At 66.1% G+C, this 23,887-nt stretch carries 23 protein-coding genes; 12 read left to right on the forward strand and 11 right to left on the reverse strand.

Annotation, left to right across the window (positions count from 1 at the left end; all coding sequences use genetic code 11):
- Positions 1-170: 170 nt before the first annotated feature.
- Positions 171-530 carry a hypothetical protein gene (locus DT074_RS15910; RefSeq protein WP_162914945.1) on the reverse strand — a complete coding sequence of 120 codons (360 nt, stop codon included), beginning with the start codon at positions 528-530 and terminating at the stop codon, positions 171-173.
- A 251-nt stretch (positions 531-781) separates the two neighbouring features.
- Here DT074_RS15910 and DT074_RS15915 point away from each other — a divergent pair, with 251 nt between their 5' ends.
- Together DT074_RS15915 and DT074_RS15920 are read left to right on the forward strand one after the other, a co-directional pair.
- Positions 782-1,123, forward strand: coding sequence for a type II toxin-antitoxin system ParD family antitoxin (locus DT074_RS15915; protein ID WP_368744703.1), 342 nt, complete (start codon positions 782-784; stop codon positions 1,121-1,123).
- Entirely contained in the window at positions 1,120-1,422 is a 303-nt protein-coding gene (locus tag DT074_RS15920) for a type II toxin-antitoxin system RelE/ParE family toxin (RefSeq protein WP_119420843.1), read from the forward strand. The genes DT074_RS15915 and DT074_RS15920 overlap by 4 nt, the downstream gene beginning before the upstream one ends.
- Here DT074_RS15920 and DT074_RS15925 read toward each other — a convergent pair whose 3' ends face one another.
- Positions 1,423-4,905 (reverse strand): FAD-dependent oxidoreductase, encoded by a 3,483-nt coding sequence (locus DT074_RS15925; protein ID WP_119420844.1) that lies wholly within the window; start codon positions 4,903-4,905, stop codon positions 1,423-1,425. It lies immediately after the preceding gene.
- A gap of 126 nt (positions 4,906-5,031) precedes the next feature.
- Positions 5,032-5,496 carry a hypothetical protein gene (locus tag DT074_RS15930; RefSeq protein ID WP_162914946.1) on the reverse strand — a complete coding sequence of 155 codons (465 nt, stop codon included), beginning with the start codon at positions 5,494-5,496 and terminating at the stop codon, positions 5,032-5,034.
- Positions 5,497-5,557: 61 nt separating this feature from the next.
- Here DT074_RS15930 and DT074_RS15935 point away from each other — a divergent pair, with 61 nt between their 5' ends.
- On the forward strand, positions 5,558-7,207 hold the full coding sequence (locus DT074_RS15935; protein WP_368744704.1) for an HD domain-containing phosphohydrolase: 1,650 nt from the start codon (positions 5,558-5,560) through the stop codon (positions 7,205-7,207).
- A gap of 130 nt (positions 7,208-7,337) precedes the next feature.
- Here the strand turns inward: DT074_RS15935 and DT074_RS15940 are convergent, their stop codons facing one another.
- The 3 genes from DT074_RS15940 to DT074_RS15950 are packed head-to-tail and all read right to left on the reverse strand — an operon-like array spanning position 7,338 to position 9,975.
- Positions 7,338-7,775, reverse strand: coding sequence for a TfoX/Sxy family protein (locus DT074_RS15940; protein ID WP_119420846.1), 438 nt, complete (start codon positions 7,773-7,775; stop codon positions 7,338-7,340).
- A 13-nt stretch (positions 7,776-7,788) separates the two neighbouring features.
- On the reverse strand, positions 7,789-8,634 hold the full coding sequence (locus DT074_RS15945; RefSeq protein WP_119420847.1) for a carbon-nitrogen hydrolase family protein: 846 nt from the start codon (positions 8,632-8,634) through the stop codon (positions 7,789-7,791).
- Positions 8,635-8,673: 39 nt separating this feature from the next.
- Complete coding sequence (locus DT074_RS15950) at positions 8,674-9,975, reverse strand: MFS transporter (protein WP_368744705.1); 1,302 nt, start codon at positions 9,973-9,975, stop codon at positions 8,674-8,676.
- Positions 9,976-10,251: 276 nt separating this feature from the next.
- On the opposite strand from DT074_RS15950, the gene DT074_RS15955 reads away from it, so the two are divergent.
- Together DT074_RS15955 and DT074_RS15960 are read left to right on the forward strand one after the other, a co-directional pair.
- Entirely contained in the window at positions 10,252-10,641 is a 390-nt protein-coding gene (locus DT074_RS15955) for a PaaI family thioesterase (protein ID WP_119420900.1), read from the forward strand.
- A gap of 252 nt (positions 10,642-10,893) precedes the next feature.
- Positions 10,894-11,097: a cold-shock protein gene (locus tag DT074_RS15960; RefSeq protein ID WP_119420849.1), complete on the forward strand. Its 204-nt coding sequence runs from the start codon at positions 10,894-10,896 to the stop codon at positions 11,095-11,097.
- A gap of 88 nt (positions 11,098-11,185) precedes the next feature.
- Here the strand turns inward: DT074_RS15960 and DT074_RS15965 are convergent, their stop codons facing one another.
- Complete coding sequence (locus DT074_RS15965) at positions 11,186-12,337, reverse strand: succinylglutamate desuccinylase/aspartoacylase family protein (RefSeq protein ID WP_119420850.1); 1,152 nt, start codon at positions 12,335-12,337, stop codon at positions 11,186-11,188.
- Positions 12,338-12,454: 117 nt separating this feature from the next.
- Here DT074_RS15965 and DT074_RS15970 point away from each other — a divergent pair, with 117 nt between their 5' ends.
- Positions 12,455-14,056, forward strand: a complete 1,602-nt coding sequence (locus DT074_RS15970; RefSeq protein ID WP_119420851.1) for a flavin-containing monooxygenase — start codon at positions 12,455-12,457, stop codon at positions 14,054-14,056.
- A 77-nt stretch (positions 14,057-14,133) separates the two neighbouring features.
- On the opposite strand, the gene DT074_RS15975 is transcribed toward DT074_RS15970, so the two are convergent.
- Both DT074_RS15975 and DT074_RS15980 read right to left on the reverse strand, forming a co-directional pair.
- Positions 14,134-14,508, reverse strand: a complete 375-nt coding sequence (locus tag DT074_RS15975) for a hypothetical protein (RefSeq protein ID WP_119420852.1) — start codon at positions 14,506-14,508, stop codon at positions 14,134-14,136.
- Positions 14,509-14,546: 38 nt separating this feature from the next.
- Complete coding sequence (locus DT074_RS15980) at positions 14,547-15,125, reverse strand: membrane-associated protein (RefSeq protein ID WP_119420853.1); 579 nt, start codon at positions 15,123-15,125, stop codon at positions 14,547-14,549.
- A 60-nt stretch (positions 15,126-15,185) separates the two neighbouring features.
- Between DT074_RS15980 and DT074_RS28095 the strand changes: the two genes are divergently transcribed.
- Positions 15,186-15,884 (forward strand): hypothetical protein, encoded by a 699-nt coding sequence (locus DT074_RS28095; RefSeq protein WP_162914947.1) that lies wholly within the window; start codon positions 15,186-15,188, stop codon positions 15,882-15,884.
- Between the two features lie 78 nt (positions 15,885-15,962).
- Here the strand turns inward: DT074_RS28095 and DT074_RS15990 are convergent, their stop codons facing one another.
- A complete protein-coding gene (locus DT074_RS15990; RefSeq protein WP_162914948.1) occupies positions 15,963-16,991 on the reverse strand; it encodes a branched-chain amino acid ABC transporter permease in 1,029 nt (342 codons plus the stop codon).
- A 196-nt stretch (positions 16,992-17,187) separates the two neighbouring features.
- Here DT074_RS15990 and DT074_RS28100 point away from each other — a divergent pair, with 196 nt between their 5' ends.
- Positions 17,188-18,657: a hypothetical protein gene (locus DT074_RS28100; protein WP_162914949.1), complete on the forward strand. Its 1,470-nt coding sequence runs from the start codon at positions 17,188-17,190 to the stop codon at positions 18,655-18,657.
- A 223-nt stretch (positions 18,658-18,880) separates the two neighbouring features.
- Here DT074_RS28100 and DT074_RS15995 read toward each other — a convergent pair whose 3' ends face one another.
- On the reverse strand, positions 18,881-19,084 hold the full coding sequence (locus tag DT074_RS15995) for a hypothetical protein (protein WP_119420856.1): 204 nt from the start codon (positions 19,082-19,084) through the stop codon (positions 18,881-18,883).
- 720 nt (positions 19,085-19,804) lie between these two features.
- On the opposite strand from DT074_RS15995, the gene trpD reads away from it, so the two are divergent.
- From trpD to DT074_RS16015, 4 genes are all read left to right on the forward strand, one after another.
- Positions 19,805-20,839 (forward strand): anthranilate phosphoribosyltransferase, encoded by a 1,035-nt coding sequence (gene trpD, locus DT074_RS16000; RefSeq protein ID WP_119420901.1) that lies wholly within the window; start codon positions 19,805-19,807, stop codon positions 20,837-20,839.
- 232 nt (positions 20,840-21,071) lie between these two features.
- Positions 21,072-21,869, forward strand: coding sequence for an indole-3-glycerol phosphate synthase TrpC (gene trpC / locus DT074_RS16005; RefSeq protein ID WP_119420857.1), 798 nt, complete (start codon positions 21,072-21,074; stop codon positions 21,867-21,869).
- Positions 21,870-22,077: 208 nt separating this feature from the next.
- Positions 22,078-22,557 (forward strand): cyclic pyranopterin monophosphate synthase MoaC, encoded by a 480-nt coding sequence (gene moaC / locus DT074_RS16010; protein ID WP_119420858.1) that lies wholly within the window; start codon positions 22,078-22,080, stop codon positions 22,555-22,557.
- Positions 22,557-23,786, forward strand: a complete 1,230-nt coding sequence (locus DT074_RS16015) for a molybdopterin molybdotransferase MoeA (RefSeq protein WP_368744708.1) — start codon at positions 22,557-22,559, stop codon at positions 23,784-23,786. The genes moaC and DT074_RS16015 overlap by 1 nt, the downstream gene beginning before the upstream one ends.
- Positions 23,787-23,887 lie beyond the last annotated feature (101 nt).

Here is a 23,887-nt window from a genome sequence, read left to right on the forward strand (position 1 = left end):
ACCGCCGACGCCATCTCGGACGCGATCGGCCGCATCCTCGATAGCTGCACATCAACCGAATGCGCCAACTACTTCAAAAACGCCGGCTATGCACAAAGCTAAATGCATCACGCTCTAGCCGACGGTGTCTTCGCGCCAGAGCGCTCTACGCCGCAATCGGCTGGGCGGTGTCAGAACCCGCCCGTGTCGTAGAACAGGCACACGACGCGGGCGCCGCGCCGGCACCACCAGAACGATCCCTGCTTGCTCGGATAGACGCCCTTCTGATCCTGGCGGAACACCTGATGCGTCGAGCGGACGAGCCATTCGCCCGGCCTGACCTCGACCACCTCGCCGTCGGGCACGCGCTCGCAATCGGTCGGACCGCAGCAATGCGATCCGGCGCCGGTCACATAGCGCGGCTCCTCCATGATCCAGGCCGCATCGCCATGGGCGAATGCGCGGCCGGTCGCGGCAGCGAGCACGAGACAGACGGAGAGCATGACGCCGGCGACATGCGCCGCAGGCTCAGAGGGTAGGCAGCGTTCCATGGGGGCTCCAGCAAGCGTCGAGCCACCGCCCGACACTCATCCCGCAACAGCCCCGCTTGGTTCCGCCTCCGCCTGGATGCCGCGACGGCACGGCATCGGCGCACCGCCGATAAGTCGCTAGTTCCGCTTGCCTTACGGCGCATCGAACCGCGCCCGTGACAAGGTTGGGGCGAAGCGCGCACCGTCACCGAGCGGCGCCGGCACTCCGTCGCTGTCGCGCCGCGGCCGGCGGCTTTTGCTAGGCGGACATCATGCTTGACCTTCGGCTGCAGGCGCTCGAGTATGACGGTGTCATACACAACTCGGAACGCTTCCGGATGCCGCGCACCAGCCGCCCGATCACAGTCACGCTCGGCGATCTGCAGGAGCGCGTCGATACACGCGTGCAATCCGGCGCCTACGCTTCCGCCAGCGAGGTGATGCGCGCGGCGCTGCGCGCGCTGGACCGCGAGGAGGCAGCGATCGACGAGTGGATGCGCCGGCAAATCGAGGAATCTTTGAACGATCCCCGTCCCAACACGCCGGCAACCGAGGTGCTTGCTCGGCTGCGCACCCACCACGCGCGTGAGCGGAAGAAGCGCCTCACGAAGTGAAGTACGAGATCGAGTTCCGCCCGCTGGCCGAGGTGGATCTCTTCAACATCTACCGCTACATCGCTCGGCGGTCAGGCATCGACGCGGCCGGCAGCTATGTCGAGCGTATCGGCGACGCCTGCCAGGCACTCGAACTCAGTCCCAAGCGCGGCACGCGACGCGACGACCTCGGTCGTGGGATCCGCATCATCGGCTTCGAACGGCGCATCGCCATCGCCTTCCGCGTGACAGGCCGCAAGGTGGAGATCATGCGCGTTCTCTATGGCGGTCGGGACTTGGGTCAGGCGCTTAAAGAGTAGCTAAGCCGCCGCCTCCCTCACGCCGGCCTGCAGCAGGCAGCGGTCGATCCACTGGGCACAGAGCTTTTCCTGCACGCCGTTCTGCTGCAGGCGCTGGTTCAGCGCCGGCCACACCACCTGATCCAGCGGCTGGTCCTGGTTGAAGCAGGAGAACACGTAAGTCTCCTCGCCCGTCACCGGGTCCTTATGCGGCTGCAGGCACTGGGCGCAGATCTCCTTCATCATGCATTGCATGGGGGAGTTGATCGAGCCGATCGCCACATGGCCCGGCTTCACGAAGGGCTTCAGCACGCCGTGCCGCGCCGCCGCCACCGCCGCCATCATACGGTCGGAGCCGATGGCGATCAGCCGGTCGGCCTCGCTGAGCGGCAAGGTCACCGGCCCGAGCGCGCCTGAGGCGTAGGCTGCCATCGCCTGCACGATGTTGCCGACGAAGGCCCGGTCCTGCGGCCGGGTCGGCTGAAAGCCCGGCTCCTCGTCGCAGCACCACACCACCACATCGGCCGCCTTCTCGATCTCCGCCACCTTGTAGCGGTCGATCACCCGCTTGTAGCCGGCGAAGTAGAGCACCTTCGATCCCGCGGCACGGTAGGCCTGGCCGATCGAGAACAGCACCGCGTTGCCGAGCCCGCCGCCCACCAGCGCCACGTTCTCGCCCGCCTCGATCTCGGTCGGCGCACCGGTCGGCCCCATCAGCACGACGGGTTCGCCCGGCTTGAGATACATGCAGAGATCGGAGGAGCCGCCCATTTCCAGCACGATGACGGAGACGAGACCCTTCTGCTTGTCCACCCAGGCACCGGTCAGCGCCAGCCCCTCCATCGCCAGCAGAGTGCCGTCGACCCGCATCGCGTTGGTCTCGTAGTTCTGCAGGCGATAGAACTGCCCCGGCTCGAACCGCTCGGCGGCGAGCGGCGCCTCCACCACCACCTCGACGATGGTCGGCGTCAGCCGCTCCACATAAGCCACGCGCGGACGCAGCTGCCGGTCCAGCGACGCCGTGAATGCGGCATCATCGAGCGCGCTCGCCGGCGCCAGCTTGCCCAGCACCCGTGTGACGATCGGATAGCTCTGCTTCACGCCGCCCATCGCCTTCACGACATTGCCGAAGAAGGAGGGATGCAGGTCGCCGAAGAAGGAGACGAAGCGGCCATCGGCCCAGCGCGTCAGCAGGATGTCGGACTTGGTCGGCTTGGAGATGGCGCGCTCCGGCTTCACCGGCTGGCCGTCCTCGTCGCAGGCCTGAAAATAGCGGCCGTCGAGCTTGAACACCTCCGCGTCCTCGCGCGCCAGCACGGTGTTCGGCTGCGTCCCGGCGGCGACCAGGATGGTCCGCGCCGGCAGCTCCACCTTGCCGTTCGCCGCCTGCATCACAATCGACCGTGCCGCGCCGCGCGCATCCACTTCCACGCGCTCCGGCGTCAGCCCTTCGGCGAAGCTGATCCCCTCCTCCAGCGCCTTCTCCACCTCCTCGTGGTTCAGGGTATAGGACGGGCTGTCGATCAGCCGCTTGCGATAGGCGAGCGTGACGCCGCCCCAGCCCTGCAGTAGCTCGACGATGCGGGCCGCGCGGCCTTCGCGCCTGGCTGCCGCGCGCTCCTCGCGGATGGCACGGGCATGGGCGACGAACTCGGCCGCCTGCTCGCCCTCCTCCACGCTCCAGCGCGCTTGCACCGCGCTCTCGCCCTTCTCGGCCACCAGCACCTCGTAGCGCGACAGGAACTTCTCCACCTGCACCGGGTAATAGGCGAGGCTCTCGGTCGCGGTGTCGATCGCGGTCAACCCGCCGCCGATCACCACCACCGGCAGGCGCAGCTGCATGTTGGCGATCGAATCCTTCTTCGCCGCGCCGGTCAGCTGCAGCGCCATCAGGAAGTCGGACGCCGTGCGCACGCCGCGCGCGAGCCCGTTCGGCATGTCGAGCACAGTGGGTTTTCCGGCGCCGGCCGCGAGCGCGATGTGATCGAAGCCGAGCTGGAACGCCTTCTCCGCCGTCAAGGTGCCGCCGAAGCGCACGCCGCCATAGAGCCGGAACGCCTCGCGCCGCTCCAGCAGCAGGCGGATCACCTTCAGGAAATTCTTGTTCCAGCGCACCGTGATGCCGTATTCGGCGACGCCGCCGAAGCCCGCCATCACCCGGTCGTCCAGGTTCTCCCACAGCTCCGCCACGTCGCGGATCGGCCGGAACGCCATGCGCTTGCCGTGCTGGTCGATGCCGGAGACCTCGCCCGGCAGCGGCTCGATCTTCAATCCGTCGATGCCGGTGATGCGGTGGCCGTCGTTCATCAGGTGGTGCGCCAGGCTGAACCCGGCGGGCCCGAGGCCCACCACCAGCACGCGCTTGCCGCTCGGCGGCTTCGGATAGGGCCGGCGGATGTCGAGCGGGTTCCAGCGCGTCAGCAGCGAATAGATCTCGAAGCCGAAGGGCAGCTCCAGCACGTCCTTCAAGGTGCGGGTCTCCGCCTCGGGGATATTGACCGGCTCCTGGCGCTGATAGATGCACGACTTCATGCAGTCGTTGCAGATCCGGTGCCCGGTCGCGGCGGCCAGCGGATTGTCGACGCAGATGATGCCGAGCGCACCGAGGGCGAAGCCCTTGGTCTTCACCTCATGGAATTCGGAGATCTTCTCCTCCAGCGGGCAGCCGGCGAGAGTCACCCCGAACGGGCTCTTCTTGAACGGTGCGATTTCGTCCGGCTTCGCCTTGTCGCGCAGGCCTTTGGAGCAACTGTCCTTGCCCTGGTGGTGGCACCAGATGCAGTAGTTCGCATGGTCCAGCGCGCCGGCGAGATCGGTGCCCTGGTCGGTCAGCGCGAAGCCCTCGCGCCGGCGCAGGTGATGCGCGTCCAGCGTATGCACCTTGTGACCTGCCGGCGCCTCCGCCGTCACCACCAGCACCAGATGCTCCGGATCGATCTTCTTCGGCTGCTTGAACAGCAGGCCGCGGCCGTGTTTCGCCTGACCCGCCGCCGTCACCGTCGCCCAGGCGGCATAGAGCGCCGCCTTCTTCAGGTTGTCGGCGTTGGCCGCCTCGTCCTTCTGCCAGTCCTGCACGGCGCGGGCGAAGCCGAGCTCGGTGAACTTGCCGCCGATCAGCGCCGTGATCTCCGCGCCGAGCGCGGCGCCGTCCACCGCCTCCGCCTCGGCCGGCTTCACCTGCTTCACCGCCTGGCGCTGCACGAACAGCCGCTTCACGTCGTAGAGCGGCGCGAGGTTGTGGTGCCTGGCCCGCAGCGCCGCCGCCTCGGCCTCGATGCCGAACAGCGCGGCGAGGAAGTCCTCGACATGCGGCGCCAGCTCGATCAGCAGCGCCGATTCAGTCTTGCCGTCGATCCCGTCCGGCCCGCAGCGCGCCGCCTTCAGCCGCTCGCCGAGCGTCGCATCGGCCGCGGCAAGATGGGCGAGAAACGCTGTGTCGACTTTGATCAGGCCGTCCCGGGAATAAAGCTCCTCAAAGGCGAGGCCATGCTTCAGAACCAGCATCGGGACTCCGGGACAGATAGCGACGAGACCCGCGGCGGAACGAACGTTCCGGCGGCGCGGGCGCGCAGCTATACATGGCCCACCCGGGAGTCACAATCCAGTCTGCGGATTTGAAGGTAACTACAATCAGCAGGGTGGAGAATCGAGCTTCACTTCGCTGTCGAACAGCTTCGCCCGGCGCTGGAACGCCCCCCAGCCGCCCTTGTCCATGTCGGTCAGCAGCTTCTGGATGTCGCGGCAATTGGCGCTGTAGGCCGGCTCCTGGCGGAACCGGGCGATCAGCCGCCCGGTCTGCGCATCGACGGAATTGTCCGCATTCTTGAACACGCGATCGATCGCCCGCGAGCGTGTCTCCACGGCATCCTTCAACTGCGGGGCATTGGCCTGCTCGAATTTCGACCACATCTGCGGCAGGTCGTTGAACGCGGGGTCCCCGGATCGCGCGGCGCAGACCGCGGCGCGCTCGCGCAGCAGCAGGCCCAGCCGCACATTCGCCTCGGCCTTCAGCTCGCCCTGGCGGAAACAGCCATTGGTCTGAGCCCAGGCGAGTGCCGGTAACAGAGAAATAACCAAAACAATCAACGAACGCATCGTAACAAGCACCCAGTTTGACTAGGCTCCACCTTCGATAGCGTGTCGAGGTTAAGCGACGGTGGACGAGGCCTCGCCCGATCTTGATCCCGCGGCGGCCGAAACCGGCCATGCCGGAGGCGCCGCCGTCCGCGAGATCCTGGAGATCGGCATCGCGCTGGCGGCGGAGCGCGACCGGGCGCGCCTCGCCGAGCGCATCCTGTTCGGCGCCATGGCCATCGCCCGGGCCGATGGCGGCACCATCTATCTCCGCACCGCCGAGGATCAGCTCGAATTCTCGGTGCGCCGCACCATCAGCCTCGGCATCCACCAGGGCGGCACGTCGGGCGAGCCGATCGACCTGCCGCCGATCCCGCTGGTCCTGCCGGACGGCAGCCTGAACTGCACCACGGTCGCCACCTGTACCGCCAATACCGCCCGCTCGCTCGTCGTCGACGATGCCTATGCCGAAACCGGGTTCAACTTCGCCGGCCCGCGCGCCTTCGATGCCCGCACCGGCTATCGCTCGGTCTCGTTCCTCGGCGTGCCGCTGGTCGATCACACCCGGCACGTGATCGGCGTCATCCAGCTGATCAATGCCCGCGACGTCGCCGGGCGCATCCTGCCTTTCGATCTGACGGTGGTGCCGTTGGTCGAGGCGCTGTCCGGCTTCGCCGGCGTCGCGGTGGAGAACCAGCAGCTGATCGACGGCCAGAAGCGCCTGTTCGACAACCTGGTCCAGGTGATGGCGCGCGCCATCGACGCCAAGTCGCCCTATACCGGCACCCATTGCCAGCGCGTGCCGGTGCTGACCCAGATGCTGGCGCGCGCCGCCTGCGACACGACCGAAGGGCCCTATGCGCATTACGGGCTGACGCCGGCCGAATGGTACGAGCTCGAAGTCGCCGGCGGACTGCACGATATCGGCAAGGTGGTGACGCCGGTCCATGTGATGGACAAGTCGACCAAGCTCGAGACCATCTACGACCGTATCGGCGAGATCCGCACCCGCTTCGAGGTGCTGCGGCGCGAGGCCGATATCGCCTATTACCGCGCGGTGGCGGCCGGCTCCGACGTCGAAGAGGCAGCGCGCATGCGCGCGGCAGAGCTGGCGGCGATCGATGCCGATCTCGCCTTTCTCGAAGCCAGCAATGTCGGCGGCGAATCGCTGGCCGAGGTGGATCTCGCGCGGCTGGAGACGATCGCCGCCCGCCCCTATGCCGATGCCGAAGGCGCGCGCCCGCTGCTCTCGCCGGAAGAGCTTGCCAACCTCTCGGTGCGGCGCGGCACGCTGACCAGCGCGGAACGCCAGATCATCAACGACCACATGGTGCACACGGTCGACATGCTGGAGGCGCTGCCCTGGCCGAAGCATCTCGCCCGCGTGCCGCATATCGCCGGCACGCATCACGAGCACATGGACGGCACCGGCTATCCGCGCGGCCTGAGGAAGCACGAGATCTCGCCGCTCGGCCGCATGATGGCGATCGCCGACATCTTCGAGGCGCTGACCGCGCAGGACCGCCCCTACAAGCCGCCGAAGCCGATCAGCGAGAGCCTGGCGATCATGGCGCGCATGAGCCGCGACCACCATATCGACCACGAGCTGTTCGAGCTCTTCCTCACCTCCGGCGTCTGGCGCGACTACGCGCGACAGTTCCTGCTGCCGGAGCAGCTCGATGCAATCGATGTGGAGGCTCTGCTGAAGGCCGCGCAGCCGCGCGCGGGCTGAGGGGAATCCTTTCGTCGTGCCGGAAGGAGGAGACGAATCCCTTCTCCTTGGGGGAGAAGGTGGTCGCGCACGCCGCCGGAACGCCACCGAACTTTCCGTAGGTGATTGCGCTGAGCCAGGGCGCGGAAGATCACTTGCCCCGTGCGGGCTTGGCTTTCGCTTTCGGCTTTGACGTTGCCTTCACTTCCGCCTTCGGCTTGGCGACGCCGGCCTTCGCGCGCCCCTTCGGCTGCGCCTTCGCCCGCGCGCGAAAGGCGACGTCGATGGCGAGGCGCGCCCAGCGGCAGAGCTCGTCGGAATCGTCGAGCAGTGTGTCCGGCACCTGCCAGAAACCGAGCGCGTTGTCGCGGCCGCGGGCGCGGTAGGTGAACTGGCGGCAGCCCGCCGCCTCGAAATCGCCGCGCGTCGCCTCGTCGACCTTGAAATACAGCGTGTCGTCCGCCACCAGGCCGAACATCAGGTCGCCCTGGAACACGCCGGCGCCACTGAACATGCGCCGGAGGCCTACATTGCCAAGCGGCGCCAGCGATTCCGCGATGAAGTCGCGAAACTCGTCGCTGATCGCCATCAGATGATCCGCCTCACGCCTTGGCCCGGCCGATGGTCTGGTAGAGCTCGGGCCGGCGCTGATCCATCAGCGGATAGCGTTGCTTCACCACGTCGATGTAGTCGAGGTCGATCGTGGTGGTCATGCAGCATTCGGTGTCCGGCGCCGTCGCGGTGATCACGCCCCAGGGATCCACCACCATCGACCGGCCGACAAAGGCGTAGTCGGAGGAAGGGTCCTTGCCGACCTGGCCGGAAGCGACGACCCAGCACTGGTTCTCGGTCGCCCGCGCCCGCAAAAAGAACTCCCAGTGGTCGAACCGCGGCGAGAGGAAGGCCGAGGCGCAGACGATCACCTTGGCGCCCTTCAGCGCCAGCTCGCGATACACTTCCGGAAACCGGAGATCGGAGCAGACCGAGACGCCGACCTGGCCGACCGGCGTCAGGAAGACCGGCAGCTCGGTGCCGGCATCGACCTTCTTCGATTCCTTGTAGCCCGGCGGGATGTCGGGCCGGTCCGGCGCGTCGAACAGATGCGTCTTGTCGTAGCGACCGATGATGCCGTCCGGCCCAATCACCGGCGCCGAGTTGAAATAGCGGTTGCCACGCCGCTCGTAGAGCGAGCCGACGATGGTCATGCCGTACTTCTTCGCCTTCTCGGCCAGCCGCTCGGTGGTCGGCCCCGGCACCGTTTCGGCAATGGCGCGATAGGCGTCGTCGGCCGAGGCGCCGAGCCCGGTCCACACTTCCGGAAGCACGGTCAGCTCCGCCCCGCGCTCGCCGGCCTGGTCGATCAAGCGCAGCACCTTGTCGACAGTCGCCTGCTTGTCGCGGTCGTCGGCGGTGATCTGGATGGCGGCGACGGTGATCTCGTTCGGCATGGTTTCCTCCGGACTTTTCTCGCGCCAGCATAGCAGGCGTCAGGCCGGCTTCGACCCCGCGATGCGGTGCACCTGCCCGGCCACGGCACGCACCTTGCGCGGCGCGGCCATCCAGATGGCGCCGGCCGAGACGACGCTCAGGCCGCAGGCGATCCAGAAGCCCGCGGCGTAGCCGCCGGTGGCGTCGTGCAGGATGCCGGTGACCCAGGGGCCGAGCGCGCCGCCGCCCAGCATCACCACCATCAGGATGCCGAAGATGCGGCCGTAATGCGGGCCCTGGAAGATCTCGGCCGCGATCGCGGCCATCACCGAGGTCAGGCCATAGCCGAGCGCGCCCTGCGCCACCACCATCGCATAGAGCATGAACACGGTCGGCATGTGCTCGAGCGCGATCAGCGCCAGGTAGCAGATGACGAAGCCGAGGCAGCCCGCGCTCCACACCCATTCGCGGCCGATCCGGTCGGACAGCCAGCCGAGCGCGATCTGGCCCGGGATGCCGACCAGGCTGACCACGCCGAGCGCCAGCGCCGCGTCGGCGGTGCCGAAGCCGATCCCGGTCAGGTACTTGGTCTGGTGCACCTGCACCGCGTACCAGGCGTAGAGGCCGCCGAAATAGCCGAGCGCGATCCACCAGAACCTGGCGGTCCGCAGCGCGCGCGCGAGCGTCCACTCGACCGCGACCCAGCCCGGGTCGACCACGTTGGCGGCCTGGGCCGCGGCGCGCTGCGCCGGATTGTGCGCGTCGCCGTCCGGATGCAGGCCGATATCCTCCGGCCGCTTCCAGTGCAGCAGGTTGAGCGGCACCAGCACGACCAGCAGGAAGATGCCGAGCACCCAGCTTGCGGTGCGCCAGTCGGTGCGGTCCATGAAGGCCTGCATCCAGGGCAGCAGCACGATTGAGCCGATGCCGACCCCGGCGAAGGCGAGGCTGATGGCGAGCCCGCGCCGGCGCACGAACCAGTTCGGCAGGAACAGCGAGTGGCCGGTATAGCCGAGGCAGGTGCTGCCGCCGCCGACCAGCACGCCGAGCGTGGCATAGAGATGCCAGGGCTGGCTGACATAGCTCGCCAGGACCAGGCCGGCGCCGGTCATCACCACGCCAAGCTCCAGCACCGCGCGCGGCCCGCGGCGATCCATCAGCCAGCCGATGGTCGGGCTCATCGCCGCCGCGGCGACGAAGCCGAAGGAGAAGGCGCCGGCGACCACGCCATGGTCCCAGCCGAACTCGCCCAGGATCGGCGGATAGAGCAGCGAGAAGGCGGTGCGGGCATTGACGCCGATGCCCATGGTCACGAACACGACGGCCACGACGATCCAGCCGTAAAAGAAGGGCAGACGCACGCGATGTTTCCTCCTTGAGGCCGGCACCATATCAGCGCCCGCACCGGCCCCAATGACCCGGCAGGTAATTGGAAGCGATCGCCGGCGGCGCTGGGATAGGGCTGCGACTGCTGACAGAACGATGTCAGCAACCCCTCCCTAGCTTCAGGGCATCCGTCGATGGAGACGATTGCCTTGCCCCGCAATGCCACCGCGACCGCCCCTGCTCCTGCCCCGGCCACGCCCTATCTGACGCCGCTGCCCGGCACCGAGGGGACGCCGTTCGAGCGGCTGCCGATGCCGCCCTGCGCCGCGCTGCTCGGCTGGCAGCTGATCAAGCACGACCAGTCGAAGGGCTGGCTCCGCATCGGCTTCGACGGCCGGCCGGATTTCCTCAACCCCGCAGGCTATGTCCAGGGCGGCTTCCTCACCGCCATGTTGGACGACACGATGGGGCCGGCGGTCTGGCTCGCGAGCGGCGGCACGCTCTATACGTCGACCATCCACCTCAACATCAGCTTCCTGCAGCCGGCCCGCCGCGGCCCGCTCTACGGCGAAGGCCAGGTGCTGCAGATGGGCAAGACCGTCGCCTTCGTCGAGGCCCAGCTGATGGACGAGGTCGGCCAGGTCCTCGCCCGCGCCAACGCCGCCGCCCGCCTGGTGCCGTCGGGCAAGGCGGTCAGGTGACGGGCGAACTGCCTTGACCCCGCCATGATTGACCTGTCTAAGGACGGGGCAATCGAGGTTTTGGCCTGACTTGGCCGCTCCGCCTCCGCCGGGCCTGGCCCTCTTGAAGGGTCGACCTTCCGCCGGCGCCGACGAGACATCCCCGAAATTCAGGTTGCCGAGCCGCGCGGCTGTCGCGCGGCCCGCACGAAGGCCGCCCGGCCCCGGAAATCCTCCCGGGCCGGCCGGCCGAGAGAGAGAAAGACGACCGCTATGGCGACCGGAACTGTGAAGTGGTTCAACTCCCAGAAGGGCTACGGCTTCATCCAGCCGTCCGATGGTTCGAAGGACGTTTTCGTCCACGCCTCGGCACTGGAGCGCGCCGGCCTGCACAGCCTGAATGAAGGCCAGCAGGTGACTTTCGAGGTCTCGATGGAGCGCGGCAAGGCCGCCGCCGTCAACCTCAAGGCGAGCTGACCCGGAGGCCGGGCGGCTCTCCCCGCCCGGCCCGAGGAGACACGATCGAGCCCCGGCCTCGCGGCCGGGGCTTTTTCGTTGCGGCGGGCTAATCGTCGAGGCCGCTCCGCCCCTTGCGGTGCGGCAGGGGCTTCGGGCCGGCGACGCGGAAGCAGCCGGCGCCGGGCCAGGTGAGCTGGCCGTCGGTGCGGCGCGAGAACAGCACGCCCGCCGTCGCCGTGCGCACCGGCGTGCGCGCCCGCTCCGGATCGATGCTGAACGGATCGATGATCTCGCAGATCACCTCGCCCTTCTTCACCTTGTCGCCGGCCTGGCGCTTGTAGACCAGCACGCCGCCGACCGGCGCATAGCCGACATCCATGCCTTCCATCGGCGTCGCGGTGCCGAGCGCGCGCGGCAGCGGGCCCGGATTGCCGCCAATGAGGCCGCGCCGCTGCAGGAACTTGTAGAGGTTCTGCGCGTCCATCGCGCCGAGCCGGTCGTTCACGTCGCGCTGGCCGCGATACTCGATGGTCGAGGATTGGCAGGCCTGCGGCACCGGCTTGCCCTTGAAGCGGTCGGCGAGCTTCGACCACATCGTGCCGTTGGCGCCGGAGAAGGTCATCGTCATCGGGTAGGGCGAGTTGTACATGACAGCCGTGGCGCCGACCTGCGCCGACAGGTCCTTGATCGCCGGCCAGTCGCGCTGGCTGATGAAGTGATGCAGCGAAGCCTGCTGGTCGCAATGCAGGTCGATGACGATATCCGCATCGATCGAGCGCGACATCAGCGCGAGGCGCAGATCCTGCAGCTCGTTCATCGGCTCCATCTCGCCCAGCACGGCGAGCGCCGCGGCGCGGATCATCTTCACGTTGCGCTCCGGATCGGCGCCGAGCTTGTTCTCCACCACCTCGGCCACCGGCTCGGCCAGGTCGTGATAGTTGCGGTTGAAGTTGTCGCGGGCGAAGAAGTCGTATCGGCCCAAATGAGTCGCGAGCAGCACCTGCGACAGCCCGATCGGGTTGGCATGCGGCACGATCACGATCTCGCCCTTGATGCGCTTCGCCTTGTCGGCGCGGTCGAGCATCGGGATCAGGTGGTGCAGCGCCATCATGCCGGGGAACTCGCCGGAATGGATCGAGGCCTGCAGATAGGCCTTGGGCCTGGCGCCCGCGCGGCCATAGCGCAGCACCGTCAGCTCCCGCCCCGGCGTGCCCGGCGACATCGCCCGCAACGCCACCTTCTCGACCCGTCTTGCCATCGAACGCCCCTGTTGGATTCGCAGGCTGCGAGCTTAGACCACCCGCGACACCGGCGCCTCTAGGCGCCTCGGCGCGGTCGCGCTAGCGTTCCGGCAGAAGAAGCGCGGGAGGAAGGGATGGCCATGTTCGATGCCATCGTCATCGGCGCCGGCATGTCCGGCCTGTACCAGCTGCACAAGCTGCGCCAGCTCGGCCTGAAAGTCCGCGTCTACGAGGCCGGCGGCGATGTCGGCGGCACCTGGTACTGGAACCGCTATCCCGGCGCCCGCTTCGATTCCGAGAGCTGGTCCTACGGCTATTCCTTCGACGACGAGGTGCTGAAGGAATGGGAATGGAGCGAGCATTTCGCCGCCCAGCCGGAGACGCTCGCCTATCTCAACTACGTCGCCGACAAGCTGAAGCTGCGCCGCGACATCCGCTTCGACAGCCGCGTCACGGCTTGCGCCTACGACGAAGCGGCGAACGAATGGGAAGTGACGCTGGAAGACGGAGACACCGCGCGCTGCCGCTTCCTGATCACCGCGGTGGGGCCGCTCTCGACGCCGGTCTGGCCGACCATCCCCGGCATCCAGGACTTCAAAGGCGAGAGCTACCACACCGCCACCTGGCCGCATCATCCCGTGAGCTTCGCCGGCAAGCGCGTCGCCGTGATCGGCACCGGCGCGACCGGGGTGCAGACCATCCAGGAAGTCGCGAAGACGGCCGGCACGCTCACCGTGTTCCAGCGCCGCCCGAACTGGTGCGCGCCGCTGGTGAACGCGAAGATCACCGCCGAGGAGCAGGCGAAGATCAAGGCGAGCTATCCCGAGATCTTCGCCCGCTGCCGCGCCAGCCACGGCTGCTTCATCCACGACGCCGATCCCAGGCGCGCCCTGGAAGTCTCTCCGCAAGAGCGCGAGGCCTTCTACGAGCAGCGCTACGCCGAGCCCGGCTTCGGCATCTGGATGGGCAATTTCCGCGACATCTTCGTCAGCCGCGAAGCCAACGACACGATCAGCGAGTTCGTCGCCCGCAAGATCCGCGAACGGGTGAAGGACCCGAAGATCGCCGACAAGCTGATCCCCAAGGATCATGGCTTCGGCACCCGCCGCGTGCCGCTCGAGACCAATTACTACGAGGTCTACAACCAGCCGAACGTGACGCTGGTCGATATCCGCGAAACGCCGATCGAGCGCATCACGCCGGCCGGCATCGCCACGAGCGACACGCAGCGCGATTTCGACATGATCATCTACGCCACCGGCTTCGACGCCGTGCTCGGCGGCTTCAACAAGATGGAAATCACAGGCCTCGGCGGCCGCACCCTGAAAGACAAATGGGCCGAAGGCCCGCGCACCTATCTCGGCCTGCAGGTCGAGGGCTTCCCCAACCTGTTCACCCTGGTCGGCCCGCACAACGCGGCCACCTTCTGCAACATCCCGCGCTGCATCGAGCAGAACGTCGAATGGGTCAGCGACGTGCTGGCGCATATGCAGAAGCAGGGCCTGAACCGCATCGCCGCGACGCGCGCCGCCGAGGACGCCTGGACCGAGCATGTCTACGAGACCGGCCAGAAGCTGCTCTTCACCCAGGTCGACAGCTGGTTCATGGGCATCAACACCAACCTGCCCGGCCGCAACAAGCGCACCTTCCTCCTCTACGCCGCCGGCGCCCCCGCCTACCGCGAGCGATGCGACGAGGTCGCGGCCAGGGGGTACGAGGGCTTCACCTTCGACTGACCGCCCTCAAGCCCTCCCTCGCGTTGCGCAGCAACGTGGGGGAGGGTTGGGTGGGGGCGGCCGCCGCCGGGCACCGCCTAACTGTGCTTCGTCAACACCACGATCGGCACCCCATCGAGCGCCTCCCATTCCGACGCCGCATAGGCGTAACCGTCCGGCATCTGGTACGGCACACAGGCGCCGAAGACGATGTGCCGCTGCGCTTCCGTCTTCCAGAACCGGAAACACTCCGCCGGCGGAATCCAGCGCAATGGCAAGCCCGGCTCGGCAATGACGAGATGCACGGCGCCTCGCTTGAGGAGGGCGCGAGCATCCTCGAGATCGAGGCCGCGCAAGAACCGCACAGGCAGTACGCGCTCGTCATTCCAGATCTCGGTCAAGGGCGTGCGGATCACGCGGCGCAGGCGCGGCGTCTCCTTGACCATCGGCGGCTGTTCGATGCGGTCCTTCATCGCGCGGTCAGCTTAGCAGGCGCGGGCCCGTCCCGCGCTCACCGCCCCGCCGCCGGAAACCCCCAGCTCAACAAAAAATGCGTCGGCAGCATCACCAGCACCGGCACGCCGACGCACATGACCCCGAACCACGCGAGCGCCGGCATCACCGCCTGCGGCTCCGTCCCCCAGCCGAACACCCAGTTGATGTTCTTCGCCGGCTCGGTCAGCAGGTACGCGCCGGCGAAGGCGGCCCAGGTGAGCAGCACCTGCAGCGGCAGCGCGCGGGCGTCATAACCCCACTGCCACAGCATCAGCAGCACCGCCGGCGGGATCGCGAGGTGGAACAGCGAGAGCAGCCGGAGATAGAGCGGATAGCACGCATCGAACATGTAGCCCGCGAGCCCGAGCAGGCGCCCGCCGGCGATGAAATCCGCCGTCCAGGCGAGCTCCAGCGCCAGGATGCCGACCGCCGCCATGCTGGCGAGCAGCGGACTCTCCAGCACGAACGCCGCGACGGTGCAGGCGAGGCCGAGATCGGAGAGCCAGAGGAAATTGCCCGGGCCGTAATGGCGCCAGTAGACGGGGATGAGGACGGCGAGGAAGGTGAGCGCAGTCAGCTTGAGCGAAAAGCTCACGCTCGGACCGCCTGCGGAGCTCCGATAAAAACCTCCGGCCGTGCGTTATGGTGGCCCGCCATGAAACCCAATCCAATCACCAAGCTCGCTTCCAGAATCGATTCACTGCTCGCTGAGGGTCGAGCTACAAGGGCCGACATTCTCGATCTAATGCGCTGCATTCGAATTGCGCTCGAGCACGAAGGGTTAGGTGCCACGCTACCCACATTGCATCTCTATTGCGACTGGCTGCAACACCCTGCGCTTGATCGAAACAAGAGCGGTTGGAACGTCCTGAAGCGGCTAAACGAGGCACTTATCCTCCACGGTGCGAACAAAAATACCCACGAAGTGATTTCCGCCGTCAGTTCGTGTCTCAATTTGGGCTCTCTCCGCAGGGAGATGGGTCTCCTGTTCGCGATGCATTCGATATCGAACGCGCTGACGGACTCGTTTCGGAATTGGAAGAGCCTGCTGGGGGTACTTCTGAACGAGCTGTCTCAGCATCCCATTAGACTGATCGATGAGAAGGGCAATATCAAACCAGGCGCTCAGAAGCTCCATAGCCAGATGATCCAGAGGCGGCTCGATGCGGGTTTCCGTCCGGATCTTGCGCCGCTCGCATTTTACTTTACCGACCAAACGGCCGAACCTGCCGCCCCGGGCCGCCCTCCCGGAATCTATTGGAACGTCGTGCTGAAGCAGGATGGTCCCTACACCGCGCAATTAAATGGGGTTCTGGTGATGGATGAGGTGCCGAGCGCCTTTGTCAGACCTTGAGATTGGCGGACCACGCACTCACCCTATTGATCTTGCCACGTCCGCACTCAGTCCAGCTCCGCATTCGAAGTGCCTAGGTCAACGCGACTGGATTCGCCGCCACACCCCCACCACCCCCTCCGGTGCCAGCCACACGCTCGCGATCAGCAGCGCCCCATAGACCGGCCAGGCCAGGTTCTTCGAGATCTCGTCGGCCAGCATCGGCAGCAGGATCAGCACGAGCCCGCCCACCACGGCGCCCGCGATCGAGGTGACGCCGCCGAGCACGGCGCCGATCAGGAGCTGGACCGAGAAGAAGAAGCCGTAGCGGTCGGGCGCGACATAGTCGGTCACCAGCACGGCGAGCGCGCCGCCGAGCCCGGCACAGGCCGCGCCCGTCGCCATCGCGAGCACGCGATAGCGCGCCACATGGATGCCGTTGCAGGCGGCGGCGATCTCGTCGTCGCGCAGCGCCGCCCAGGCCCGGCCGATCCGCCCGCGCGTCAGGTTCGAGGCCGCCCACAGCGCCGCCACCAGCAGGCCAAGCGTCACGAAGTACCACCACTGGTCCGGCGTCAGCGGCAGCGCGGCCGGCACCGCCGGCTTGTCGATATAGATGCCCTGCACGCCGCGGGTCCACGGCGCGGCGAGCCAGGATTTCAGCACCTGCGGCAGCGCCACGGCGAGCGCATAGGTCGCGAGCGCGAGGCCGAGGAAGGGCAGCCTGGCCGCCGGCCAGCCCACCGCCAGCCCCGCCGCGAAGCAGGCGAGCGCCGCCGCCGGCAGGGTGAGATAGGCGTCGACGCCCCAATGGAACATCATGCCGCCCGTCACATAGCCGCCGAGCGCATAGAAGGCGCCGTGCCCGAGCGAGATCTGCCCGCTGAACCCGGTCAGGATGTTGAGGCCCAGGATGGCGAGCGCGTAGGTGCCGGCGAGCGTGAGCTGGTAGACGCGGAAGCTGCCGAGCAGGAACGGCAGGGCGCAGGCGAGCGCGAGCAGCCCCGCCCACCAGAGCCGATTACGGCGTTCGCCGTGAGGCTGGGTCAGGCCGGCATGAAATGAACAGGGCTTTAACCGCGCAGGGCGAACTAGATCCTCCTGACATCTTGGCGACGGTATGCACATCCATTGGCACTTTCCCGTCCTCGCAGCACCGGTGCGAGACAGCCGGCGCTTTGATGTTGAGCAGAAGACCAGACGGCGACGGCTCGCCGCCCGCAACCGAATGTCGAGGCTCGTGGACAGCCTTCTAGGTTCTGTAGAATCGTAGTTCCTTGTATCATTGCGACTGGTATATTGCGCCCACAAATGGGGCATTGAGATGCCATTTGTCTTTCCAGACCTGACTGTTCATCCCAAAGGCATGCTCTTGTCGAGCGGGTCGGAGAATTTCCGTCCGTTCCTGAAAGGACAAGAATTTGTGTGGAATCCATCCGAGTATTTTTTTCGGTGGCATTCAATCCTAAATCCTCGTGGTATTTTGATCCCAGATTCATTCCTATTCTCACACTGGATGGCCGATCATTTGTTTCGGGATGCAGAAGGAAACATGCAATTCGATGGTGGCTTGGACACTTGGTTTAAGATCCTTTGTGAAACGGAATCAAAAGACGGGCATAGAAATCTTACTGTCTTAGTACGAGACAAGGAGCTGGGCAGCGCCGAGTTGCTGCGGCATCGACTCGTCGGTGATGCTACTCCTTCAACACGCGTGGACGGACTATACGGAACCAAAATGGCTCGACGGATCGCAAATGAACTAAGCGATTACTCAATTCCGTCTGTCGAATGGAAAAAGAATATGAGCCACAGGCTGGCAATGATGGTGGAGAAAACTTGCCTGTTACAACCGTCCAGTTTGGACGACTCTGGATTACCACTCGATGTCAAGAAACGCTGCCAATCCTTTTTAGCAAAGTCGAATGACATTCAGAATACTATAAATAACGCGGTACAGTACGGCTTAAAACATCCTAGTATGGGCGTCCGTTATTTGGATCTGGTAAATTTATTGGCCCCGAATATTTGCGGAGAGAAGATAACAATCGAAGAAATTGTGGGAAAGAGAGAACGTGGAGAAAGTGCGAGATTTCCTACAGTAACTGCTGCGCTAAAGCATATCCAAGAAGTCACTCCAAAAAATGTCGGAATATCTAAACACTGGTTCAAATTATTTGGTGATTGCTATTCTGGAAATTTCGCCAAGGAGTTCGAATGTGATTTTGAGAGACAGTTTTATAGTGATATTTCATCTAGTTTATTTGAAATATCATACAAAAATTTGGATATGTCTAAATCCCGCGTTGAGCCGCCAATTTTCCAAAGTACGATGATACTTCCGCGCCCGGAGTCTATCATGCACCTCTCGTGCAAGAGCCTAAAGACAATCCTTGATTCGACACAAAGAAAAGAATATCTCGCTGCATATAAGGACTTCGAAGAATCTTGTGGAATTCCAAAGAGAGAAAATGCTGTATTATTTGGAAAGCAGATGATTCACTACACGAACTACATCTCGAGATTTCCCGAGATAGAAAGGGATATAGAGAGACTAGAAGCCAATATTTTTTCTGGTGTTTTATTAAATTCATACAAGAATCGTGCTTCGCTCACCACTCCCATGCTTGTTGAAAGCGCTATTTATGGCGACCCCACTTTAACAGCCGCATTTGCGACTCTTAGAGTAATCTCAAACATGATGGACGATTTTTATACAATAAAAATTAACAAATCAAGACATGAGGTTAGTTATGAGCTAAGATCCGATAACTCTATTTTTATAGAAATATGAAATTATTACTATAATTTAACTTTATTTGTGATGACCTTGACTGGCGCGGTCACAAGTAATTGTCTTTGTTTAAGACTGAAAATTTTCTCTATTCCACTGCGAGATTATCGAGTTACTCAAGTGATTGTATGAGGCTGCACTCATCCCGCGATAGGAAGTCGCACGGGCCTTATGGATGAGCCGGGCCCGGTTCACTGGGGATCGAGACCGGGCCCGCAACGCATCACTTCGCGATGTCGTAGATCAGGCCCGCGCCGGCGCCGACCAGGGCGCCGGTATTGGTGTCGCCGGCCAGCGCGCCGACACCGGCGCCGACGCCGGCGCCCACCAGGGTGCCGCAGGCGGAGAGCGTCAGCATGGCGAGCGCGACCAGGGCGGCCAGAGCCGGAGCTGTATGGGCCGGACCGCGGCGCGTGGTGGTGGACATCTGTTCCCTTTCCCGGCGCGGGTCGCGCCGATTAACCGTACGGCCCATACACACGCAGCAGGGGGCACCTCTCCTGCGGTCGGAGGGGCCGACCGAAGATCACGCTAACGTCAGCCGGGCGTGAAGGCAGTTCTCTTTCTGAGCAAATTCTGCTAGACTGCCGGAATGAAACTCTGCTTTCCCGGCGGTCCTTACAAATTACGAAAGGAATCGGCGGAACAGACGCGCCGCGGAACAGATGCGCCGCGGCAGGGCCGGGCCTCCCGGCGGCACCGGGAATACCCACAATTTTGGAGCGGAACAGATGCGCCGCGCTGTTCCGTCGTGGCCGGGCCTAGCTTCAGGAGGAGAACTGGCCGGCCACCCACGCCCTTCTGTTCGTGCCATGGGTACCCGGGTCAAGCCCGGGCACGACGAGGTGAAGGAACAGATGCGCCGCGCCTGCCTCGCGGCGGCTGAAGCTGGGGAACAGATGCGCCGGCCGGCGTCGTGCGGCTTCGCCCCCACCCTGCCCTCCCCCATGCCTTCGGCACGGGGGAGGGTTGGACCGGAGGAACAGATGCGCCGCGCCGGCCGCCCGGCCGCGAATTCCCCGGTTCATGGCGCTCCGGGTTCGATGCTAGAAACGCCTCGCGGGATGACCGGCGCGGAACATTTGCGCCGCGCCTGGCCGAAGCGGACCGGGCCGCGGTCTCGAGGAGGGGTCAGTTGAGCGTCGACATGGAGGAGTTCAAGCGCCTGCTGGCGCAGGTGGCGGCGGGCGAGCGCCTCGATGTCGAGAGCGCCCGCGCCGCCTTCGACGCCATGATGGCCGGCAATGCCACGCCCTCGCAGATGGGCGGCTTCCTGATGTGCCTGCGCGTCCGCGGCGAGAGCGTGGACGAGATCACCGGCGGCGCCCTCGCCTTGCGCTCGCGCGCGCTGAAAGTGCAGGCGCCGAAGGGCGCCATCGACATCGTCGGCACCGGCGGCGATGCCACCGGCACCTATAACATCTCCACCTGCACCGCCTTCGTGGTCGCCGGCACCGGCGTGACGGTGGCGAAGCACGGCAACCGCGCGCTGTCCTCGAAGAGCGGCGCGGCCGATGCGCTCACCGCGCTCGGCGTCAATCTCGATTGCGCCATGCCGCTGATCGAGCGCGCCATGCGCGAGGCGTCGATCGGCTTCATGCTGGCGCCGCGCCATCACGGCGCCATGCGCGCGGTCGGCCCCACGCGCGTCGAGCTCGGCACCCGCACCATCTTCAATTTGCTCGGGCCGCTGGCCAATCCGGCCGATACCAAGCGCCAGCTGATCGGCGTGTTCGGCCGCGAATGGGTGCGGCCGGTGGCGGAGACCATGGGCAAGCTCGGCGCCGAGCGCGTCTGGGTCGTGCATGGCAGCGACGGCATGGACGAGATCACCACGACCGGCGTCACCTATGCCGCCGAGCTGAACGAAGGCACGGTGACCGAGTTCGAGCTGACGCCCGAACAGGCCGGCCTGCCGCGCGCGGTGTTCGAGGACCTGAAGGGATCCGACCCGGAGACCAACGCGGCCGCGATCCGCAACGTGCTGGCCGGCGCCACCGGCCCCTTGCGCGACATCGTCCTGTTCAACGCCGCCGCCGCCCTGATCGTCGCCGGCAAGGTCGGCGACCTGAAAGCCGGCGTCGCGGCGGCGGCGCAGTCGATCGACACCGGCCGGGCGAAAGCCGCGCTCGACAAGCTGGTGACGATCACCAACGCAGCCCCGCCGAAGGCGGCGGAGTGATGAGCGGCGTGGCCCGCGACCGCATCCGCCGCCCATCCTCCCTCTCTCCCCACTGGTGGGGAGAGAGGGTCGGGGTGAGGGGGGCGTTGCCACAAACTGAACTCTGGAACCAAGGGCGCGGCGCTGACGGCGAGTTGTTCCCCGCCGATTGCACGGCGGAAACGCCCCCCTCACCTAACCTCTCCCCCCACCAGTGGGGGGAGAGGGATTTTGGTTCGTGTGGTGAGTTTCGATGACCAACGTCCTCGACCGCATCTGCGCCGACAAGCTCGCGCATGTGGCGAAGCGGAAGCAGCTCCGCGCGCTGCGCGCCGTCGAGGCGGATGCAAAAGCGCAGACCGCGCCGCGCGGCTTCTTCAAGGCGCTCACGGCCGCGAAGCAGGAAGGCCGCACCGGCCTGATCGCCGAGATCAAGAAGGCCTCGCCCTCCAAGGGCCTGATCCGCGCCGATTTCGATCCGCCGGCGCTCGCCCGCGCCTACAAGGCGGGCGGCGCGACCTGTCTTTCCGTGCTCACCGACACGCCCTATTTCCAGGGCCAGGACGCCGACCTGACCGCGGCGCGCAGTGCCGTCGACCTGCCGGTGATCCGCAAGGACTTCATGCTCGATCCCTACCAGGTGGTCGATGCCCGCGCGATCGGCGCCGATTGCATCCTGCTGATCATGGCCGCGCTGGAAGACGACCAGGCGCGCGAGCTCGCGAGCGTCGCGCGCGACTGGGGCATGGACGTGCTGGTCGAGGTGCATGACGAGGCCGAGCTCGACCGCGCGCTCCAGCTCGATGCCGGCCTGATCGGCATCAACAACCGCAACCTCAAGACCCTCAAGGTCGACCTCGCGACGACGGAGCGCCTCGCCCCCCGCGTGCCGGCCGGCAAGCTCACCGTCTGCGAAAGCGGCATCGAGACGTCAGCCGACATCGCGCGGATGGCCAGGATCGACGTGACGACCTTCCTCGTCGGCGAGAGCCTGATGCGGCGGAGCGACGTGACCGCGGCGGTGCGGAAGCTGCTGGAGAAGACTGCGTGAACAGCCGACCTGCATATCGCCGATCACTCCCCTCCGCCCGCAACGCGGGGGGAGGGGTTGGGGGAGGTGGGGAGGTAGGCCTTTCCGCATTGGGCTGTCACGCAAGCCGCGCGCTTCTTCCTGCCACCGCTTCCTCCCCACCTCACCCAACCCTCTCCCCCCTCTTCGAGGGCGGAGAGGGCTTTTGGGCTGGGGCAGGCCGCACCGCATGACCGGCCGCCTCACCCATTTCGACGCCGCCGGCAAGGCGCACATGGTCGATGTCTCGGCCAAGGCGGCGACCGAGCGTGTCGCCGTCGCGCGCGGCGAAGTAACGATGCAGCCGGCGACCTTGAAGCTGGTCCAGGACGGCACCGCCGCCAAGGGCGACGTGCTCGGCACCGCGCGGCTCGCCGGCATCATGGCGGCGAAGCGCACGTCGGACCTGATTCCGCTCTGCCATCCCCTCCCCGTCACCTCCGTCGCCGTCGATCTCGACTGCGACACGAAGCGCAACGCGGTGACGATCACCGCCACGGTGAAGACCACCGGCAAGACCGGTGTCGAGATGGAGGCGCTCACCGCCGTCGCGGTCGCCGCGCTCACCGTCTACGACATGGTCAAGGCGGTCGATCGCGGCATGCAGATCCAGGCGATCCGCCTGACCCACAAATCCGGCGGCAAGTCCGGCACCTATGAGGCGCCGTGATGCCTGACGCGATGATCTCCGTCGCCGAAGCGCGCGCGCGCATCCTCGCCGCGGTCAAGTCGCTGCCGGCGGAGACCGTCTCGGTCGCCGAGGCCGTGGGCCGCGTCACCGCGATCGACATCGTCGCGCGCCGCACCCAGCCGCCTGTCGCGGTCTCGGCGATGGACGGTTGGGCCTGCCGCAGCGCCGATGTGGCGGCCGTGCCGGCGAAGCTCGTCGAGATCGGCTACGTGCCGGCCGGCGCTTCCTTCGACGGCACCGTCGGCCCGGGCCAAGCGGTGCGCATTTTCACCGGCGCGCCGGTGCCGGCCGGCGCCGATTGCATCGTCATCCAGGAAGACGTCGACGCCGCGGGCAAGAACCTCACCGTGCGCGAGGGCGCAAAGGCCGGCACCTATGTCCGCCCGGCCGGGCTCGACTTCAAGGCAGGCGAGGTCGGCGTGCCGGCCGGAAGGCGGCTGACGCCGGCCGATATCGGCCTGGTTGCGGCGATGAACTGGCCCTGGCTCGAAGTGCATCGCCGGCCGCGCATCGCCATGATCGCGACCGGCGACGAGCTCGCCCGGCCGGGCGAGCCGATCGGCCCGAACCAGATCGTCTCCTCCAACGCGCTCGCCTTGGCGGCGCTGATTCGCGAGGCCGGTGGCATCCCCATCGATCTCGGCATCGCGCGCGACGAGGAGGCCTCGCTCAGCGCGATGGCCGACGGCGCGCGCGGCGCCGACATGCTGGTGACCTTGGGCGGCGCGTCGGTCGGCGAGCACGATCTCGTGCGCAAGGTGCTGGGCCAACGCGGCCTCGCGCTCGACTTCTGGCGCATCGCCATGCGGCCCGGCAAGCCGCTGATGTTCGGCCGCATCGACAACGCCGCCCTGCTCGGCCTGCCCGGCAATCCGGTGTCGTCGCTGGTCTGCGCGACCCTCTTCTTGGTGCCGGCGCTACGCGCCCTGCAGGGCGAGCGGGCCGAGAGCCGGCCGCCGCTCACCGCCAAGCTCGGCCGCGACTTGGCCGAGAATGACGGCCGCGAGGATTACCTGCGCTCGACGCTCAGCTTCGAGGCGGACGGCACGCCGGTCGCGACCCCGTTCGACAAGCAGGACAGCTCCATGCTGTCGCGCCTGGCCCGGGCCGATTGCCTGGTCGTGCGGGCGCCGCGCGCCCCCGCCGCCAAGGCCGGCAGCCGCGTCGCCATCGTACCGCTCGGATCGGCCGGCGCTTTTTTGGGCTGAGGTCCTGCATTTGCGCTTGACGTTAGCGGAGGAACCAACCTAGAACATATGCGGGTTTCGGGTTTGTTCCGGCCCAAGATGTAGATTTTAGGCGGAGGCGA

The sequence above is a fragment of the Desertibaculum subflavum genome (assembly GCA_003576705.1).
GTDB classification, from domain to species: Bacteria; Pseudomonadota; Alphaproteobacteria; order Ferrovibrionales; family Ferrovibrionaceae; genus Desertibaculum; species Desertibaculum subflavum.

What these genes read in the sequence shown, in the direction of transcription:
- DT074_RS15910 (WP_162914945.1), bottom strand. Translation starts at nt 530, where the DNA reads ATGGAACGCTGCCTACCCTCTGAGCCTGCGGCGCATGTCGCCGGCGTC.
- DT074_RS15915 (WP_368744703.1), top strand. Translation starts at nt 782, where the DNA reads ATGCTTGACCTTCGGCTGCAGGCGCTCGAGTATGACGGTGTCATACAC.
- DT074_RS15925 (WP_119420844.1), bottom strand. Translation starts at nt 4,905, where the DNA reads ATGCTGGTTCTGAAGCATGGCCTCGCCTTTGAGGAGCTTTATTCCCGG.
- DT074_RS15930 (WP_162914946.1), bottom strand. Translation starts at nt 5,496, where the DNA reads ATGCGTTCGTTGATTGTTTTGGTTATTTCTCTGTTACCGGCACTCGCC.
- DT074_RS15940 (WP_119420846.1), bottom strand. Translation starts at nt 7,775, where the DNA reads ATGGCGATCAGCGACGAGTTTCGCGACTTCATCGCGGAATCGCTGGCG.
- DT074_RS15945 (WP_119420847.1), bottom strand. Translation starts at nt 8,634, where the DNA reads ATGCCGAACGAGATCACCGTCGCCGCCATCCAGATCACCGCCGACGAC.
- DT074_RS15955 (WP_119420900.1), top strand. Translation starts at nt 10,252, where the DNA reads ATGCCGCCCTGCGCCGCGCTGCTCGGCTGGCAGCTGATCAAGCACGAC.
- DT074_RS15960 (WP_119420849.1), top strand. Translation starts at nt 10,894, where the DNA reads ATGGCGACCGGAACTGTGAAGTGGTTCAACTCCCAGAAGGGCTACGGC.
- DT074_RS15965 (WP_119420850.1), bottom strand. Translation starts at nt 12,337, where the DNA reads ATGGCAAGACGGGTCGAGAAGGTGGCGTTGCGGGCGATGTCGCCGGGC.
- DT074_RS15970 (WP_119420851.1), top strand. Translation starts at nt 12,455, where the DNA reads ATGGCCATGTTCGATGCCATCGTCATCGGCGCCGGCATGTCCGGCCTG.
- DT074_RS15975 (WP_119420852.1), bottom strand. Translation starts at nt 14,508, where the DNA reads ATGAAGGACCGCATCGAACAGCCGCCGATGGTCAAGGAGACGCCGCGC.
- DT074_RS28095 (WP_162914947.1), top strand. Translation starts at nt 15,186, where the DNA reads ATGAAACCCAATCCAATCACCAAGCTCGCTTCCAGAATCGATTCACTG.
- DT074_RS15990 (WP_162914948.1), bottom strand. Translation starts at nt 16,991, where the DNA reads ATGTGCATACCGTCGCCAAGATGTCAGGAGGATCTAGTTCGCCCTGCG.
- DT074_RS28100 (WP_162914949.1), top strand. Translation starts at nt 17,188, where the DNA reads ATGCCATTTGTCTTTCCAGACCTGACTGTTCATCCCAAAGGCATGCTC.
- DT074_RS15995 (WP_119420856.1), bottom strand. Translation starts at nt 19,084, where the DNA reads ATGTCCACCACCACGCGCCGCGGTCCGGCCCATACAGCTCCGGCTCTG.
- trpD (WP_119420901.1), top strand. Translation starts at nt 19,805, where the DNA reads ATGGAGGAGTTCAAGCGCCTGCTGGCGCAGGTGGCGGCGGGCGAGCGC.
- trpC (WP_119420857.1), top strand. Translation starts at nt 21,072, where the DNA reads ATGACCAACGTCCTCGACCGCATCTGCGCCGACAAGCTCGCGCATGTG.
- moaC (WP_119420858.1), top strand. Translation starts at nt 22,078, where the DNA reads ATGACCGGCCGCCTCACCCATTTCGACGCCGCCGGCAAGGCGCACATG.
- DT074_RS16015 (WP_368744708.1), top strand. Translation starts at nt 22,557, where the DNA reads ATGCCTGACGCGATGATCTCCGTCGCCGAAGCGCGCGCGCGCATCCTC.